Annotated in this window: 10 protein-coding genes; 5 read left to right on the plus strand and 5 right to left on the minus strand. The window is 65.5% G+C overall.

Annotated elements, in window-relative coordinates; all coding sequences use genetic code 11:
* The 3 genes from ccoG to H0A72_RS12730 are packed head-to-tail and all read left to right on the plus strand — an operon-like array spanning position 1 to position 2,063.
* On the plus strand, positions 1 to 1,506 hold the full coding sequence (gene ccoG / locus H0A72_RS12720; RefSeq protein WP_180155855.1) for a cytochrome c oxidase accessory protein CcoG: 1,506 nt from the start codon (positions 1 to 3) through the stop codon (positions 1,504 to 1,506).
* 17 nt (positions 1,507 to 1,523) lie between these two features.
* Entirely contained in the window at positions 1,524 to 1,772 is a 249-nt protein-coding gene (locus H0A72_RS12725) for a FixH family protein (RefSeq protein ID WP_246814996.1), read from the plus strand.
* Positions 1,773 to 1,826: 54 nt separating this feature from the next.
* On the plus strand, positions 1,827 to 2,063 hold the full coding sequence (locus tag H0A72_RS12730) for a hypothetical protein (protein ID WP_180155859.1): 237 nt from the start codon (positions 1,827 to 1,829) through the stop codon (positions 2,061 to 2,063).
* 50 nt (positions 2,064 to 2,113) lie between these two features.
* On the opposite strand, the gene fnr is transcribed toward H0A72_RS12730, so the two are convergent.
* Both fnr and H0A72_RS12740 read right to left on the minus strand, forming a co-directional pair.
* Positions 2,114 to 2,842, minus strand: coding sequence for a fumarate/nitrate reduction transcriptional regulator Fnr (fnr, locus tag H0A72_RS12735; protein WP_180155861.1), 729 nt, complete (start codon positions 2,840 to 2,842; stop codon positions 2,114 to 2,116).
* A 131-nt stretch (positions 2,843 to 2,973) separates the two neighbouring features.
* On the minus strand, positions 2,974 to 3,882 hold the full coding sequence (locus tag H0A72_RS12740; RefSeq protein WP_180155863.1) for a LysR family transcriptional regulator: 909 nt from the start codon (positions 3,880 to 3,882) through the stop codon (positions 2,974 to 2,976).
* A 157-nt stretch (positions 3,883 to 4,039) separates the two neighbouring features.
* Here H0A72_RS12740 and clpB point away from each other — a divergent pair, with 157 nt between their 5' ends.
* On the plus strand, positions 4,040 to 6,634 hold the full coding sequence (gene clpB / locus H0A72_RS12745; protein ID WP_180155865.1) for an ATP-dependent chaperone ClpB: 2,595 nt from the start codon (positions 4,040 to 4,042) through the stop codon (positions 6,632 to 6,634).
* 108 nt (positions 6,635 to 6,742) lie between these two features.
* Here the strand turns inward: clpB and H0A72_RS12750 are convergent, their stop codons facing one another.
* Together H0A72_RS12750 and glnE are read right to left on the minus strand one after the other, a co-directional pair.
* A complete protein-coding gene (locus tag H0A72_RS12750) occupies positions 6,743 to 7,402 on the minus strand; it encodes an epoxyqueuosine reductase QueH (protein WP_180155867.1) in 660 nt (219 codons plus the stop codon).
* A gap of 57 nt (positions 7,403 to 7,459) precedes the next feature.
* Positions 7,460 to 10,234 (minus strand): bifunctional [glutamate--ammonia ligase]-adenylyl-L-tyrosine phosphorylase/[glutamate--ammonia-ligase] adenylyltransferase, encoded by a 2,775-nt coding sequence (gene glnE / locus H0A72_RS12755; protein WP_180155869.1) that lies wholly within the window; start codon positions 10,232 to 10,234, stop codon positions 7,460 to 7,462.
* Positions 10,235 to 10,338: 104 nt separating this feature from the next.
* Here glnE and H0A72_RS12760 point away from each other — a divergent pair, with 104 nt between their 5' ends.
* Positions 10,339 to 14,025: a YhdP family protein gene (locus H0A72_RS12760; RefSeq protein WP_180155871.1), complete on the plus strand. Its 3,687-nt coding sequence runs from the start codon at positions 10,339 to 10,341 to the stop codon at positions 14,023 to 14,025.
* A 44-nt stretch (positions 14,026 to 14,069) separates the two neighbouring features.
* Here H0A72_RS12760 and gdhA read toward each other — a convergent pair whose 3' ends face one another.
* On the minus strand, positions 14,070 to 15,410 hold the full coding sequence (gene gdhA / locus H0A72_RS12765) for an NADP-specific glutamate dehydrogenase (protein WP_180155873.1): 1,341 nt from the start codon (positions 15,408 to 15,410) through the stop codon (positions 14,070 to 14,072).
* Between the last annotated feature and the right edge of the window lie 99 nt (positions 15,411 to 15,509).

Genomic DNA, 15,509 nt, shown 5'->3' on the forward strand with positions numbered 1-15,509 from the left:
ATGAGTAGCGAACCACCCGTCCAACCCGTCTCCGGAGAAACCGCGGAAGCCGTGCCAGCCTGGCAGCCGCCCCGCGTTTCCAAGGGGAGGGGGGGCGGTTCGTCTCCTCACGTCGAAAAAGCGCTCAAGGACGTACGGAGCAAGATCTACCCTCGCTCCGTATCGGGCATATTCGCCCGCTGGCGCATCGTCATGGTGTTCGTCACCCAGCTGATCTTCTACGGCCTGCCCTGGCTGCAATGGAACGGGCGGCAGGCGGTGCTGTTCGACCTGGGCGCCCGGAAGTTCTACCTGTTCGGCATGGTCTTGTGGCCGCAGGACGTCATCTATCTGTCCGTCCTGCTCGTCATCTCGGCCTTCGGCCTGTTCCTGTTCACGGCCATGGCGGGGCGGCTGTTCTGCGGGTACGCCTGTCCGCAGACGGTCTACACCGAGATCTTCATGTGGGTCGAGCGCCACATCGAAGGCGACCGCATGGCCCGCATCCGGCTCGACGAACAGCCCTGGAGCCTGCGCAAGTTCCGCATCAAGGCCACCAAGCACATCGCCTGGATACTGATCGCCTGGTGGACCGGGTCCACCTTCATCGGCTATTTCGCGCCCATCCGCGAACTGGGCATGGGCTTGCTGACGCTGTCCCTGGGGCCGTGGCAATGGTTCTGGATGATCTTCTACGCCGTCGCCACCTGGGGCAACGCCGGCTTCCTGCGCGAATCGGTCTGTAAATACATGTGTCCCTATGCGCGCTTCCAGAGCGTCATGGTGGACGACGACACTTTCGTGGTCACCTATGACCACGTGCGGGGCGAACCGCGCGGCGGCCGGTCGCGCAAGATCGACCACAAAGAGGCGGGCATGGGCGACTGCGTGGATTGCAGCCTGTGCGTGCAGGTCTGCCCCACGGGCATCGACATCCGCGAGGGCCTGCAGTACATGTGCATAGGCTGCGGCGCCTGCGTGGACGCCTGCGACCAGGTCATGGACAAGATGGGCTATGAACGCGGTCTGATTCGCTATACCTCCGGGCGCGCCATCACCGACCGCATGACCCAGAGCCAGGTGCGCCGCCGGATGCTGCGGCCCAGGGTGCTGGCCTATACCATCATCCTCGGAGCGATCGTGATCGCGTTCGTGGTCTCGCTCGCGACGCGCACCACGCTGCGGGTCGACGTGATCCGCGACCGGGGCGCGCTGGGCCGGGAAGTCGCCGGCGGCATGATCGAGAACGTCTACCGGCTGCAGCTGATCAACACCTCGGAGTCGCCCGTCACGCTCGACTTCAGCGCCACGGGGCTGCCGCAGCTGTCCGTGGCGGCGGGCGACGAGGGCGGCGCCTCGGTCAGGGTGGAGGGCGCCTCCAACAAGCTGGTGCCCTTCGTGGTGCGCGCGCCGGCGGGCCAGGTGTCTCCGGGCCTGCATGAGATCGAGCTGCATGCGGTCGGCCACTATGATGAAGGGCGCGAGGCGACCGTGGTCGAGCGGTCCAGCTTCTTCGTGCCGAAATGATTTACCAGAGGTAAAAAATGTCACAAATGAAAGCCGAAGCAGGCGGGTCCGAGCCCGACGGCAGGCCCTGGTGGCGCGAGCCGTGGCCCTGGATCATCATGGCCGGGCCGGCCGTCGCCATCGTGGGCTGCATCATCACCATCGTGCTGGCGGTGCAGAACTTCAGCGATCAAGCCATAGAAGACGGCGGCGTGAAGCGCGGCCTCGTCGTAACCAAGCAGGCGCCGGCGACGGCACCCAGTGCGCCCTCTAAAGCGGAACCCTGATAAGATAATAAAAAGATCAGATCAGGAGACGTTTTCATGAGGCATGTTAAGGCAATGTTGATTTTATGGCCTTCATTTCTGGTCGCGGCGGCCACCAGCGCAGCCGTGTTCGCGCTGGTCGACCCGCTGGACATCACCTTTCTTGGCCATATACACGCCAGCCGCCAGCAGGTGTATGCGGGCGGTTTCTTCTTTTTCTGGCTGATGGCCGCGGTCTCCAGCGCACTGACTTTGCATCTTGCGCCGCGCGGCCGGCTGCTGGATGAATTCGGCGACCCCATCAACGAATGATCGCCGGGGCGCGGCGGCGCCCGGTTCCGGCATGGGGCCCGTTGAAGGGCCTAGCCGCAGTCGGTGCCGGACAGCTGCCGCAGGCCTTGCATGTCCAGGATGTGCACTTCGCGCTGCTGCACGCGTATGAAGCCTTCGCGGGCAAACCGCGAAAACAGGCGGCTGACGGTTTCCAGCGTCAGGCCCAGGTAGTTGCCGATTTCTTCCCGGCTCATGCGCAGGATGAATTCGGTGGGCGAATACCCCAGCGCCGCCAGCCGCTGCGACAGGTTGATCAGGAATGCCGCCAGCCGTTGCTCGGAACGCAGCGCGCCCAGCGTCATGACGAGCTGGTGGGCGCGGTTGATTTCCTTGCTCATCAGCCGGCGGAACTGCCACTGCAAAGAGGGCACCTGCAAGGCCAGCTGGTCCATTTCGTCGAGCCTGATCACGCAGACTTCGCTGTCTTCGAGCGCGATGGCATGCGATACGTGGCGGTTGTCCACCAGGCCGTCCATGCCGATGATTTCGCCGGGCAGCAGAAAACCGGTGATCTGCACCTGGCCGGATGAATCTTCAAGCTGGGTTTTCAGCGAACCCGAGCGTATGCCGTAAATGGCTTCGGTCTTGTCGCCGAGGTGAAAAAGCGCTTTCCCCTTGGGGATGCGGATGCGTTCCTTGACGAGTTCGTCGAGCTTAGAGACCTCGCTTCGCGGCATTCCCAGGGGCAGGCATATTTCGTTGAGCATGCATGTGGAACAATGCGTGGACTCTGGCGTAACGGCGATCTTCTTTTGCATACGATCGTCCCGAGGACGAAAAAAAACCTATTGTAGGCGGTATTTAGGGGAAATCTGCACGGCTTTTGACATGAGTCAAAAGTCAAGGGGTGCATAGATGGTTAAATGACACACTATCTGCGTGCATTTCGCTAATTCGCATCCCAGTAAGAGGACTGCGCATAGGTGGACTTTAGCATATCGACGAAGGCCCTCACCCGCAGCGGCAGGTGGCGGCGTTCGGGCAGCATGGCGAAGATTCCATTCGCGGGGGCTGCATATTCGTCCAGTACGCTGACCAGCCGGCCGGCTTCCAGGTCTTCGCGCACTTCCCACAGCGACCGCCAGGCCAGCCCGACGCCGTCCAGCGTCCATTGGTGCAGCACGGAGCCGTCGCTGCAAGCCATATTGCCCTTGACCCGTATCGCGCGCACTTCGCCGTCCTGGCGCAGCAGCCACCCGCGCGCCTGGTTTCCCTGGTTGCCGAAAGACAGGCAGTTGTGCTGGGCCAGGTCGCCGGGCAGCCGTGGAACGCCATGCACCTTGAGGTATTCCGGAGCCGCCACGATGACGCGCTTGTTGTCCGCCAGGCGCAGCCCGACGATTTGCGAGTCGTCCAGGTCGCCTATGCGTATGGCGCAATCGTAGCGTTCTTCGATCAGGTCGACCAGGCGGTCGCTCAGGTCCAGCGAGATCGTCATGTTGGGGTGGCGCTTGATGAACGCCGGCAGCAGGGGCGCGACGTGGCGCCGCCCGAAGCCCGCGGGCGCGGTCACGCGCAAGTGGCCGCTGGGGTCGATGCCGCCTTGGCTGATGCGCGCTTCGGTCTCATTCAGGTCACGGAGTATGCGCTGCGCTTCTTCGAGGAACGCTTCGCCCTCCGAGGTGAGGGACAGGCGGCGGGTGGAGCGCAGCAGCAGTTTGATGCCCAGGCGTTCTTCCAGCGCATTGATGCGCCGGCCTATCATGGCCGGCGCAACGCCTTCGGCGCGCGCGGCGGCCGAGAGGCTGCCGAGCGTGGCGACGGCCACGAAGCTTTCGAGTTGTTTGAACTTGCCCATGCAAAATGGTGGTGAGCGGGGCGGCGCCGGGGTGGCCGCCACGGCCAGTATAGTAGCAGAGCGGGGGGCGCGGCTTGCCTTGGCGCCTTGAAATCACGGCATTTGGCCCTACATAGACATCATTCGAGCCACGCTCTCACCCAATCAAGACACGACTATGCGATTCGACAAACTCACCACCAAATTTCAACAGGCCATCGCCGACGCGCAAAGCCTCGCCCTCAAGAACGACAATCCCTACATAGAACCCGCCCACGTGCTCGCCGCGCTGCTCGCCGACCCCGACAGCGGCGCCGGCAGCCTGCTGGCGCGGGCGGGGACGGCCGTCAATCGGCTTGGCCCCGCCCTGAACCGGTACATCGACAACCTTCCGCAGGTGCAAGGCGCGGAAGGCAACATCCAGATCAGCCGCGACCTGCAAGCCGCGCTTGCGCGCACCGACAAAGAAGCGACCAGCCGCGGTGATTCCTACATCGCCAGCGAACTCTTCCTGCTCGCCATGTGCGACGACAAAAGCGAAGTCGGCCGCATCTTGCGCGACGCCGGATTGCAGCGCAAAGCCCTCGAGACCGCCATCGAAGCCGTGCGAGGCGGCGCCAGCGTGTCGGATTCCGAAGGCGAGTCGAATCGCGAAGCGCTCGCCAAGTACACCACCGACCTGACCGAGCGCGCCCGCCAGGGCAAGCTGGACCCGGTCATCGGCCGCGACGACGAAATCCGCCGCTCCATACAGATACTGCAGCGCCGGACCAAGAACAACCCCGTCCTGATCGGCGAACCGGGCGTGGGCAAGACGGCCATCGTCGAAGGCCTGGCGCAGCGCATCGTCAACAACGAAGTGCCCGAGACCCTCAAGGGCAAGCGCGTGCTGACGCTCGACCTGGCCGCCCTGCTCGCCGGCGCGAAATACCGGGGCGAATTCGAAGAGCGCCTGAAGGCCGTCCTGAAGGAACTCTCGCAGGATGCCGGCCAGACCATCGTCTTCATCGACGAGCTGCACACCATGGTGGGCGCCGGCAAGGCCGAAGGCGCCATGGACGCCGGCAACATGCTCAAGCCGGCGCTGTCGCGCGGTGAACTGCATTGCATCGGCGCGACCACGCTGGACGAATACCGCAAGTACATCGAGAAAGACGCCGCCCTGGAACGCCGCTTCCAGAAAGTGATGGTGAACGAACCCGATGTCGAGTCCACCATCGCCATTCTGCGGGGCTTGCAGGAACGCTACGAATTGCACCATGGCGTGGCCATCACCGACCCGGCCATCGTCGCCGCGGCCGAGCTCTCCCACCGCTACATCACCGACCGCTTCCTGCCCGACAAGGCCATCGACCTCATCGACGAGGCCGCCGCCCGGATCCGCATGGAAATCGATTCCAAGCCCGAAGTCATGGACCGCCTGGACCGGCGCATCATCCAGCTCAAGATCGAGCGCGAGGCCGTCAACAAGGATACGGACGAAGCATCCCAGCGCCGGCTGAAGGCCATCGAGGACGAGCTGCTGAAGCTGCAGCGCGAATACAACGACTACGAGGAAATCTGGAAAGCCGAGAAAGCGGCGGTGCAGGGCTCGCAGGCGATCAAGGAAGAAATCGAGCGCACGCGCGCCGAGATGGCCGAGCTGCAGCGCAAGGGCCAGTTCGACAAGCTGGCGGAGCTGCAATACGGCAAGCTGCCCGAACTCGAAGGCCGGCTGCAGGCGGCCGAGGCCGGCAAGCAGGGTGAACAAGACCCCGGCCAGCCGCGCCTGCTGCGCACCCAGGTCGGCGCGGAGGAAATCGCGGAAGTCGTTTCGCGCGCCACCGGCATCCCGGTCTCCAAGATGATGCAGGGCGAGCGCGAAAAGCTGCTGAAGATGGAAGATCAGCTGCATCAGCGCGTGGTCGGCCAGGACGAAGCCGTCAAGCTGGTCTCCGATGCCATCCGCCGCTCGCGCGCCGGCTTGTCCGACCCGCAGCGCCCCTATGGCTCCTTCCTGTTCCTGGGTCCGACCGGGGTGGGCAAGACCGAGCTCACCAAGGCGCTTGCCGGCTTCCTGTTCGATTCGGATGACCACATGATCCGCATCGACATGAGCGAGTTCATGGAAAAGCACTCGGTGGCCCGCTTGATCGGCGCGCCTCCGGGCTATGTGGGCTATGAGGAAGGCGGCTACCTGACGGAAGCGGTGCGCCGCAAGCCGTATAGCGTGGTGCTGCTCGACGAGGTCGAGAAGGCGCACCCGGACGTGTTCAACGTGCTGCTGCAGGTGCTGGACGACGGCCGCCTGACCGACGGCCAGGGCCGCACGGTGGACTTCCGCAATACGGTGATCATCATGACTTCCAATCTGGGTTCGCAGCACATCCAGAGCATGGCGGGGCAGCCTTACGAGGTGATCAAGGAAGTGATCTGGGACGAGCTCAAGCAGTCTTTCCGTCCCGAGTTCCTGAACCGCATCGATGAGGTGGTGGTGTTCCACGGGCTGGAATCCAAGCACATCGAGTCGATCGCGCGGATACAGCTGCAGCGTCTGGCGCAGCGCCTGGCGCAGAGGGAAATGCGCCTGGAGGTATCCGAAGGGGCGCTGGCGCAGCTAGCACGCGCCGGTTTCGATCCGGTGTTCGGGGCTCGTCCGCTCAAGCGGGCGATCCAGCAGCACATCGAGAACCCGATTGCCCGCTTGATCCTGGAGGGCAAGTTCGGGCCCAAGGATGTGGTGCCGGTGGATTGGCAGGACGACAAGTTCGTGTTCGAACGCACCCTGCAGTGATCAGCGACGGCGGAGCCGGGCCCGAGGGCCGGTTCTCCGTTGCCTGGAAAAGAAAGGGGGCGGACTCGCAATGGGTCCGCCCCCTTTCGCCGTGCGCGTCGACAGGACCTAAAGCTCGTCCTTCCCGTAGAACTTCACCCCGATATGGATCCGCTCCCGCCCCTGCGCCCGCCGATGCCGATTCGTATCCCGCAAAGAATACACACAGCCGCAGTATTCCTGCTGATAGAAATTCTCGCGCTTGCTGATTTCGATCATTCGGGCCGAGCCCCCGCCCTTGCGCCAGTTGTAAGTCCAATAGATGAGCTCCGGATAGCGCGCCGCCGCGCGCTCGCCGCAGCCGTTGATCTGGTTCATGTCCTTCCAGCGCGAAATGCCCAGCGAACTCGTGATCGTGTCGAAACCATGTTCGTGCGCATACAGCGCCGTGCGCTCGAAGCGCATGTCGAAGCAGACCGTGCAGCGCGCGCCGCGTTCCGGTTCGTTTTCCAGGCCCTTGACCCGCTCGAACCAGTTGTCGCGGTCGTAGTCCGCATCGATGAACTCGATGCCGTGCCGCTCGGCGAAACGGATGTTCTCGTTCTTGCGGATCTCGTATTCACGGTCCGGATGAATGTTCGGATTGTAGAAATAAATCGAATACTCGATGCCGGACGCCGTCATGGCTTCCATGACCTCGCCGGAACAGGGGGCGCAGCAGGAGTGCAGCAAGACTTTCTTGCGGCCTTGGGGTAGCGTCAGCTTGGGGCGTTCGGTGGTGGTCGTCATGGGCAAACATGCGCCGCCTGCAAGGCGAGGCGCTGGTGAAACAGGTAAAGAGTCATTTTAGTCCCCTATGACCAGATTCCAAAGCGCCATCACGGCGGCGCGCTCTTGGGTCAGGCGGTCGCTGGGCAGGCGCGCCTTTTCGGCGCCCTGCAGCCGCAGCGCGTGCTGCTGCCGGCGGAATTCCCGGTAGGCGTCGGCCGCTTGTTCGGCCAGGTCCGCGGGGATCAGCCCCGCTTCCGCCGCCAGGCGCAGCAGGGCGATGTTGCCCAGGTTGCCCAGCAGCACCGGATGCCGCCGGGCATGGCACAAAACCAGGTACTGGGTGATGAACTCGACGTCGACCATGCCTCCGCGGTCGTGCTTCAGGTCGAAGTCGGGCGTGCGGTTGGGGTGGCCGGCGCTGATCTTGTCGCGCATGCCGCGCACTTCGTTCTTGAAGGCTTCCGGGTCGCGCGGCTGCAGCAGAATGCGCTCGCGGATCGCGTCGAAGCGCTTGCCGATGGCGGGGTCCCCCACCACGAAGCGCGCGCGGGTGATGGCCTGGTGCTCCCAGGCCCAGGCCTGCTTGGTTTGATATTCCTCGAAGGCGTCGACGGGGATGGCGATCAGGCCGGCCTCGCCGTCGGGGCGGAGCCGCAGGTCGATCTCGTACAGGCGGCCCGAGGACGTCATGGTCGACAGCCAGGACACCATGCGCCGGCCCAGCTTGACATAGGTCTCGCCGGCTTCGTCGCCCGAGCCGTCGTAAAGGAAGACGAGGTCCAGGTCGGAGGCATAGCCGAGCTCCTTGCCGCCCAGCCTGCCGTAGGCGATGATGCCGAAACGCGGCTCGGGAAAGGGGGCGGCATGCCCGCGGGGCTGGACCAGCGGCCACACCCGCCGTATGGTTTCACCCAGCATCATGTCCGCGAGCGCGGACAGCTGGTCGGCCAGTTGCTCCACCGTCAGCACGCCTTCCAGGTCCTGGGCCAGCAGCTGGAAAGTGACCTGGTGCTGGATGTCGCGCATCAGGTTCATTTGCTGTTCCACGTCGGGGCTGCCGTCGGGCAGGGCGCAGGCGTCCAGCTCGCGCCGCATCTGGGCGGAAATCTGCGTGAAGTCCGTCGGTTCCAGCAAGGAATGCCATTCGATCAGGCTGTCCAGCAGCAAGGGGTAGCGGCGCAGGTATTCCGATGCCCACGGGCTGGCGCTGACGATGCGCGCGACGCGGGCCAGGGTTTCGGGGTATTCCGCAAGCAGGGCCAGGTAGGCGCTGCGCTGGGCGATGTGTTCGATCAGCTCCAGCAGACGGGTGGCCGTGGTGGCCGGCTGCCCGGTTTTGCCGGCCATGGCGATCAGCGCCGGCAGCAGCTTTTCCACCCGCTTGCGGCTGCTGGGCGGCAGGCTGCGAATGCGGTGGCTGTCCAGCAGGGCGTCCACCTGGCGCTGGATGTCCTCGGCGCCGTCCCCCAGGTGCGTGCGCAGGTGCTCCGCGAGGCTGGGGCAGGGCGCTTCGAGGCCGTGCCGGCCGCCGTCGCCCTCGGCCTCGCCCATGCCCGCGATGCGGAAGGCGTCGCGGAAAGTCCGGGCGACGAAGGCGCGGTGGTCCGCCAGCGCGCGGTCGAAGTCGCCGCGCGCCATGCCCATGGCGTCGGCCAGGGCGTCGCAGCCGCGCTCGTCGGACGGCAGCAGGTGCGTCTGTTCGTCTTCCCGGTATTGCAGCAGGTGCTCCACGCGGCGCAGGTAGCGGTAGGCGGAGCCCAGGCCCGCCGCGACGTCGGCGGCCAGGACGCCCGCTGCGACCTGTTTTTCCATGGCGGCCAGCAGGCCGCGCTGCTGCAGGGAAGGCATGCGCCCGCCCCGGATGAGCTGGTTCAATTGCACGACGAATTCGATTTCCCGGATGCCGCCGTCCCCGAGCTTGATGTTGTGCACGGTGTCGATGCCCGTGCGCGCGAGCGCCCGGCGCTGCCAGTCCTGCCGTATGCGTTCGCGCAGGCCGCGCAGGGCGGCAAGCGCGTCGAAATCGAAATACTTGCGGTAGACGAAAGGCGTCCTGAGGGATTCCAGCTGCGCCCATTGGGCGGAAGGGTCGCTGCCGTCGAAGGCGCGGCACGGAATGACGCGGCCCTTCAGCCAGGCATAGCGTTCCCATTCGCGCCCCTGGACGACGAGATAGTTCTCCAGCGCTTCCAGGCTCCAGGCCGGCGGGCCCGCGTCCCCGTCGGGGCGCAGGCGCAGGTCGGTGCGGAACACCTGGCCGTCCGCGTCGATTTCCGACAGCACCGGCATCATGCGCTGGGTGACGCGCCCGTAGAATTCATGATGGCTGATCTTGCGCCGGCCGGCGGTCTCGCCTTCCTCGCCATAGAGCATGATGAGGTCGATGTCGGAGGACACGTTCAGTTCTTTGCCGCCCAGCTTGCCCATGCCGACGATGATCATCTCCTGGGGCCTGCCGGTGGACGGGTCGATGGGCACGCCGTGCGTTTCGGCCAGGCCGGCCGCGACGCTTCTGTAAGCCTGCGCGATGGCGAGATCGGCCAGCGCCGTCATGGCGCCGACGACTTCCTGCAGGTCGGCCGCGGCGTTGAGGTCGCGCACCATCGCGCAATAGAACACCCGCTCGCGCAGCTTGCGCAACACCCGCTTCAGGTCGGCGACCGGAACCACGCCGCCGGGCCCGGCGGCCGTGCCGCATAATTCGTGGAACCAGCCGGCGATGCCTTGCCGGGTCAGCGGCTGCGCGGCCGCGGCTTCGAGCCATGTTCCAAAGCTGGTGTGGGCATCGGTCTTGCGGCGCAGGGCGCCGGACCAGCGCAGGGCGCGCTCTAATATAATGGCTGAAGGCATCGGCTGAGTGGAATGCGATAACGCTCGAAACAGAAAAATGGCTGATCAACGGCAAGATACCGCAAATGTTATTGTTCTGGATAGTGTCCTGAATCGGAAGTCCGATGGCTAAAGAATATCGGGAACCTCGGCGCCACGCATGGCTCCGGGTTCCCGCCGCCTTCCTGAAGCTGGCTCTCAGAACAGCGTTGCTTGCCTATTTCGCGCTTGCCGTGCTGGTGCTCGCCGTCCGCTACTGGGTGCTGCCCAACATCGACCGCTGGCGCGAGCCCATAGCGGAGCAGCTGTCGGCGGCGCTGGAAATGCGGGTGGGGCTGGGCGAGATCCGCGCCCAATGGAAAGGCCTGAATCCCAGTTTCGACATCGAAAACGTGGTCATCTCGCACCCCGAACGCGGCCGCCTGCTGGCGCTGCCCGCGGTCCACGGGACGCTCAGCTGGCGCAGCCTATTCTCTTTCGAGCCCCGCTTCCTGGCGCTGACCGCGGACGGCGTCGACCTGACCTTGCGGCGCGACGCCGGGAAGCAGCTGCACGTGCTGGGGCGGGCCATCGGCGGCGATGCCGCGGCCCAGGCGGACGAAGGCGGGCGCGATGCATTTTTCAGCTGGCTGCTGGCTCAGCGCGGCATCACCTTGCGCCATGCCAAGATCCGCTGGCTCGACGAGCACAAAGCGGCGCCGCCCCTGGTGCTGGAAGACGTCACCCTGATCGTCCAGAACCAGCGCAGCGACCACCAGTTCTCTTTGACGGCCAGGCCGCCCGCGGCCTTGGGCGGCGCCCTGGACCTGCGCGGGCGGCTGGCCAGCACGTTCTCGCGGGAGCGGGCGTTTCGCCCGTCCGACCTCAGGGGCGAGCTCTACCTGGGCCTGGAAGACCTGCGCCCCGCGAGCTGGACGCCCTGGGTCGACATGCCGCCGCATTTCGGAACCGACCGGCTGTCCACCCGCAGCTGGCTGCGGTTCGCCGACGGAAAAATCCAGCGCATCGCCTCGGACACCTCGGTTGCCGACGGCCATTGGTCCTTGCCCGAAGGCGGCGACGTCCGGGCGCGCGCGGTCCGGCTGCATGTGAACGGATCCTGGGATTCCTACCAGAAGGTGTTCCATGGCCGCCCCGGCGCGGCGGGCGCCGCCTCGCCCATCGATTATCGTCTTTGGATGCAGGGCCTGGACCTGCGCATGCCCGAGCTGTTCGAGCACGCCATCGCGGTCGACCAAGTGGACGCCGACGGCAGCATCGAAGAGGCCGAGGGCGGCGCACTGCGGCTGCGCGCCCGGTCTTTGCGCGTGCAGAACCGGGATGTCGACGCCACGCTCAGCGGAACCTGGCGCGAGGGCGGCGACGGGGCCGCCGGCCTGGTCGACGTGCAGGGCCGGATCAGCCGGGCCATGATAGAAGCGATCGACGAATACATGCCCAAGACCGTGGATTTCGACGCCCGGGACTGGATGGCCAAGGGCCTGCTGGCGGGCACCATCCGCGACGCCGGCGTGGTGCTCAAGGGCGATCTCGAACACTTTCCTTTCGGCGACGAGCCCGGCAAGGGCGACTTCCGTATCGACGGCAGCTACCACGGGGCGGTCATCGACTACTTGCCGGCCGAAGGCAAAGAGCCGGGCTGGCCGCGGCTGGCCGACATGGACGGCAGGCTGGCGCTGCATCGCGTCGATCTGCGGCTGTTTGCCGAACGGGCCACGATGCTGCCCCAGCCGGGGCTGCCCATCGAGTTGAAGGGCATCGAGGCGCGCATCGCCAACCTCGAGCGGGACTCCGTGCTGGAGGTGCAAGGGCATACCGCCGCGAAGGCGGACGCCTACCTGGCGCTGGTCCGGCATTCCCCGCTGGGCAAGATGCTGGACGGTCTGCTGGACGAGGCGCGCGCCACCGGCGAATGGGAAGTCCCCCTGGCCATGTCCCTGCCGCTGGTGGACGGCCGGGACGGCGCGGTGAAGGGCGAGGTCCGTTTTTCCGGCGGCGAGTTCCAGCCCATGCCCGAGATGCCGGCCTTCAGGCGCTTGAGCGGCGCCCTGGCCTTCACGGAAACCGACATCCAGGCCGCGGACCTGAAGGGCGAATTCCTGGGCGGCCCGGTCGCCGTCGGCGGCGGCGTGGGCGGCGGCGCCAAAGGCCTGGCGTTCCGCGGCAAGGCGAGCGCCGCGGCGCTGGAAAGGCACGTAGGCCTGCGCGGCATGAAGCGCCTGTCCGGCGACTTCGCCTATGACGCCGTCCTGCAGCGCAGCAAGGCCGGCGATCTTTCCCTGGCGGTGAGCACCGACATGCAGGGCCTGGCCCTGGACTTCCCGCCCCCGCTGGGCAAGCCGGCGGGCCAGGCGCTGCCTTTGCGCGCCAGCTGGAAGCGCCAGGCGGCGGGGGGCGACATGGGCTTGAGCCTGACCCTGGGCGGCGACGTCGAGGCCTTGTTCCTGCATCGCGAGCGCGGCAAGAGCTCCAGCTATTTCCATGCCGGCTTCGTGGGCCTGCGGCAGGAGATCCAGATGCCGATGCAAGGCCTGGCGCTGGACTTGCGCTATCCCGCCGTCGACCTCGATGCCTGGCACCGGGTCGCCCAGGACTTTTCCACCGAGCTTGCGCCGGCGTCCGCGCCCGCGCGCGATCAGAGCCGGGGCCGCCCCCTGCTGCCGGACGTGACCCAGGTCAGGCTGCAGTCGGGCCAGGCCCGGGTGCAAGGCCTGACCCTGGACGAGCTGAACTTCACCGCCCGCCAGCCCGAGGCGCAGCAATGGCGTGTCGACGTCAGTTCCAAACAGACCGCGGGGACGCTGTACTGGAAGGAGGCGCAAGGGCGGATCGCCGGCCGCGTGGACGCCCGTTTCGACCGGCTGTCGCTGGGCGCCGACGACGCCGAGGACGAGTCCGGCGACGATGACGGCGACAGCTTCCAGGTGGACGACGAGTTCGACATTCCGGCCATCGACCTGCGCGTCAATGAGCTGCGCCTGTACGGCAGGCACGTGGGCGCGCTGTCCCTGGTGGGGGTGAACCAGTCCAGGGGGCGGCTCTGGCGCCTGGATGAAATGAAGGTCTCCAGCCCCCATGCGGCGCTGGAAGGCAGCGGGCTGTGGCGTTTGAGCGGGCCCCAGAGGGGGCTGGAACTGGATGCCCGGGTCGCCATCAAGGACCTGGGGGCCTATCTGGAACAGCTAGGCGTGAAAGACGCCATGAAAGCCGGGCAGGGCACGATCACCGGAAAGCTGCAGTGGCGGAACATGCCCTGGGAGTTCAGCAAGGCCGATTTGAACGGCGACGTCGAATTCAAGCTCGAAAAAGGGCGCTTCAGCTCGGTCAATTCCTATTCCGCCCGGCTGCTGGAACTTTTGTCCCTGCAGTCGGTGCGCCGCCTGGCCCGGCTGGACCTGAACCCGACCGGTCTCACCAAGGAAGGCTTCCCCTATGACAACCTGCGCGGCACCATCTTGATGCGCCAGGGCGTCCTCAGCACGCGCGATTATCGGGTGACGGGGCCCGTCGGCACGATCGTCATGGACGGCAAAGTGAACCTGATCGATGAACAGATGAATCTGCGCGCCGTCGTGATTCCCAATCTGGACGTCAGCGGCGCGGCCATCGCGGCGGGCATCGCGGTCAATCCGGTGGTCGGCGTGGGGGCCTTCCTGACGCAATTGCTGTTGCAGGCGCCCTTGGCCAGGGCGATGACGGTGCAATACCAGGTATCGGGTTCATGGAAGGACCCGCTGATACGCGAAACCGGCGGCCCGGACGCCAAGGGCGGCGGCGCCGGGAAAGCCGGCGAGGAGCACATCGCCCATTGAAAAAGCCGGCGCGGCGGCCGGCTTTCCAAAGAGCGCGCAACGGATCAATACACGCCTTGCTGCAGCATGGCGTCCGCCACCTTGACGAAGCCGGCGATGTTCGCGCCGTTCACATAATTGACCGTCTTGCCTTCGCTGCCGTGATGCACGCAGTTTTCGTGGATGTCGCGCATGATGGCGTGCAGCTTGGCGTCCACCTGATCGCGCGTCCATTGCAGGCGCTGCGCGTTCTGGCTCATTTCCAGGCCCGATACCGCCACGCCGCCGGCGTTGCTGGCCTTGCCGGGCGCATACAGGATCTTGGCTTCGACGAAGGCGTCGACCGCTTCCAGGCTGGTGGGCATGTTGGCGCCTTCGGCCACACAGCGCACGCCGTTGCGGATGAGCGTCTTCGCGTCTTCGAGCTCGAGCTCGTTCTGGGTGGCGCAGGGCAGGGCGACGTCGACCGGCACGTGCCAGGGCCGCTTGCCGGCTTCATAGACCAGGTTGAAGCGCTGGGCGTAGGTCTCGACCCGGCCGCGCTCTTCGTTCTTCAGGCGGATGAGCTCGGCCAGCTTTTCCTGCGTGAAGCCCGCCTTGTCCACCACCGTGCCGTGCGAATCCGACACGGTGACGACCTTGGCGCCCAGCTGCAGGCATTTCTCGATGGCGTATTGCGCGACGTTGCCCGAGCCCGACACCGATACGGTCAGGCCTTCTATGGACTGGTTCGCGTGCTTGAGCATTTCTTCGGCGAAGTACACGGTGCCGTAGCCGGTGGCCTCGGGGCGGATCAGGCTGCCGCCGAAGGTGATGCCCTTGCCGGTGAACACGCTGCCGGCGGAGTTCGACAGCTTTTTCATCATGCCCGCCATGAAGCCGACTTCGCGCGCACCAACGCCGATGTCGCCGGCGGGGACGTCCGTGTCCGGACCCAGGTGGCGGTAGAGTTCCAGCATGAGCGCCTGGCAGAAGCGCATGACTTCGGCGTCGGACTTGCCCTTGGGGTCGAAGTCGGAGCCGCCCTTGCCGCCGCCCATGGGCAGGGTCGTGAGGGCGTTCTTGAAGGTCTGCTCGAAGGCCAGGAATTTGAGGATGGAAAGATTGACCGAGGGGTGGAAGCGCATGCCGCCCTTGAAGGGGCCGATGGCCGAGCTGTGCTGTATGCGGAAGCCGCGATTGACCTGTACCTTGCCCTGGTCATCGACCCAGGCGATACGGAATTGGATGGCGCGCTCGGGCTCGACCAGGCGCTCCAGCAAGCCTTGATCGGCGTATTGGGGGTTACGCTCGATGAAAGGCCACAAACTGTTCATTACCTCTTTGACGGCTTGCATGAACTCGGGTTGGTGCGGGTCACGCGTGCGGATCTGGTCAAGAAATCGGTCTAATGTAGGTAGTGTCATCGAGAGGTGCTCTATGTGGTGCGTACTGAGTAAGCAGGACTCAGCGGGATTGAAATTGTGCGCTGTGAGTCGGCATAGTTGCTTATGTCGATTTGCGGA

Origin of the sequence: Parapusillimonas granuli, from assembly GCF_013416525.1 — a bacterium.
GTDB classification, from domain to species: Bacteria; Pseudomonadota; Gammaproteobacteria; order Burkholderiales; family Burkholderiaceae_B; genus Parapusillimonas; species Parapusillimonas granuli.